Origin of the sequence: Robbsia andropogonis (assembly GCF_000970345.1) — a bacterium.
Classification (GTDB): Bacteria; Pseudomonadota; Gammaproteobacteria; order Burkholderiales; family Burkholderiaceae; genus Robbsia; species Robbsia andropogonis.
Genome location: NZ_LAQU01000147.1, coordinates 1 through 1,930 on the forward strand (window position 1 = coordinate 1; position 1,930 = coordinate 1,930).

The window sequence follows — 1,930 nt, forward strand, 5'->3', positions numbered from 1 at the left end:
CTCGCAGACAAGCTGCGGCAGGCCACGCCGCACTGGATGAGACACTCGCACGCGACGCACGCACTGGCCGGGGGGCAACGCTCACGACCGTACGCGATAACCTGCTTCACGTATCGATCTCGACGACCTCCATCTATCTCGACGATGACGAATCGCAGCGCACGCAGCAGATCCAGCGGATCTTCATACGACGGTCGTCCGCGTAGCCACCCGCTCGTTCTCCCCAAGGCCTTGTCTGGCATGGGTTACGCAGGGATTTTCCATTTATAGGCGTTGGGCACTTTTAGCCAAATCGCGGATCTGCTCGGTATCCACCGATCGACGCTGTTTCGGCTCCTTTCGCAACGTTCAGATCGCGCCGCATAGTGCCGTTAAAGATACATAAGGAGGGAACACAGTGAAGAAGCTTAGCCTGGAACTTGCGCATTGCTACGGCATTCGAGAACTTAATGCCACACTGGATTATTCGAAATCGTCTACCGTTGCGATCTATGCCCCGAACGGAGCAATGAAAAGCTCGTTGGCCAACACGTTCCAAGATATCGCAGATGGCGCCGTGTCAAAGGATCGGGTCTTCCCAGGCCGAGTAACCAAGCGGGTTGTTCAGGACGAAAGTCGAGCTGACCTAGCTGGGAACAGCATCCTGGTGCTCCGGCCCTACGACGAGGTGTCTAGGCAAGGCGAGGAGACTGCGACGCTGCTGGTGAATCAGGCACTCCGCCAAGAGTACGAGGCGCTACATGCTGAAATCAACAGTGCCAGGGTCGCGTTTCTCAAAGCCGTTAAAGCACAGGCAAAGACAAAACGGGAGGTTGACCGCGAAATCTCAGCAACCTTCACGGCGACTGACAGCCAGCTCGATGTTGCGCTGAATCGCATCAAGGATGAACTCGTCGAGCAGGAGGGTGCGCAGTTCGCGGACGTCCCCTACGACGTCGTAATGGATGAGCGGGTCCAGGCATTCCTTGAAACCGACGACTTCAGGACGGCTATCGACGACTACGTCAAAAAGTATAACGAACTGCTCGCAGCCTCCAAGTACTTCAAGAAGGGCACGTTTAACTACTACAACGCAGCCAGCGTAGCGAAGCAACTTAAGGAAAATGGTTTCTTCCAAGCAAAGCATACCGTTAGCCTCAACGGAGACGAAAGGGTCGAGATCACCTCTGAAGTACAGCTCGAAGAGCTGATTAAGCGGGAAAAAGAGAAGATCTCAGGCGACGCTGAGCTTCGAAAGAAGTTTGAGGCGTTGGAGAAGCAGATCCAGAAAAACGTGACACTGCGCGAATTCGAGGCGTACCTGCAGGAGCACGAGGAACTGCTGCCCGAACTAGCGAATCTGGCGTCGTTCAAGGAGAAGCTATGGAAGTCTTATATCAAGGCTAACTATGAGTCTTACATCACGCTGCTTGAGAAGATTAAGTTAGCGGCCGCCCGCACCAAGAAGATCCAGGAACAGGCAGCTCAAGAAAAATCGCTGTGGCACGACGTCATCAATATTTTCAACGAACGCTTTGTGGTGCCGTTCCGGTTGGAGGTGGCGAATAAGATTCAAGTGACGCTTGGACTGGAGGCGGTTCCACGTCTCGGATTTGTTTTCACCGATGGTGGCGAAGAGGCTCCTGTCGATCGAGACGCTCTCCTGAAAACACTCAGTACGGGTGAGAAGAAGGCCTTCTATGTGCTGAACATGCTCTTCGACATCGAGGTGCGGCGTCAGAGCGGCAAGGAGACCCTGGTGGTCGTGGACGACATCGCCGATTCGTTCGACTACAAGAATAAGTACGCCATCGTCCAGTACCTCTCCGACCTGGCGGATGATAACTGCTTCAAGCTGCTGATCCTTACCCACAACTTTGACTTCTACCGGACGATTGAGAGCCGCAAGCTCGTTCAGCGGCAAAACTGTCTGATGGTCTCGAAGACCGGG

2 protein-coding genes and 1 pseudogene are annotated in these 1,930 nt (G+C 54.2%); all 3 read left to right on the top strand.

Features of this window, described 5'->3' with window-relative positions:
* Window positions 1–206: pseudogene (locus tag WM40_RS26610) on the top strand (tyrosine-type recombinase/integrase); the annotation flags it as partial.
* 67 nt (window positions 207–273) lie between these two features.
* On the top strand, window positions 274–366 hold the full coding sequence (locus tag WM40_RS32695) for a helix-turn-helix domain-containing protein (RefSeq protein WP_222102771.1): 93 nt from the start codon (window positions 274–276) through the stop codon (window positions 364–366).
* A gap of 31 nt (window positions 367–397) precedes the next feature.
* Window positions 398–1,930: ATP-binding protein (locus WM40_RS26615; protein ID WP_046154578.1), on the top strand; the 1,533-nt coding region annotated here is incomplete at its 3' end.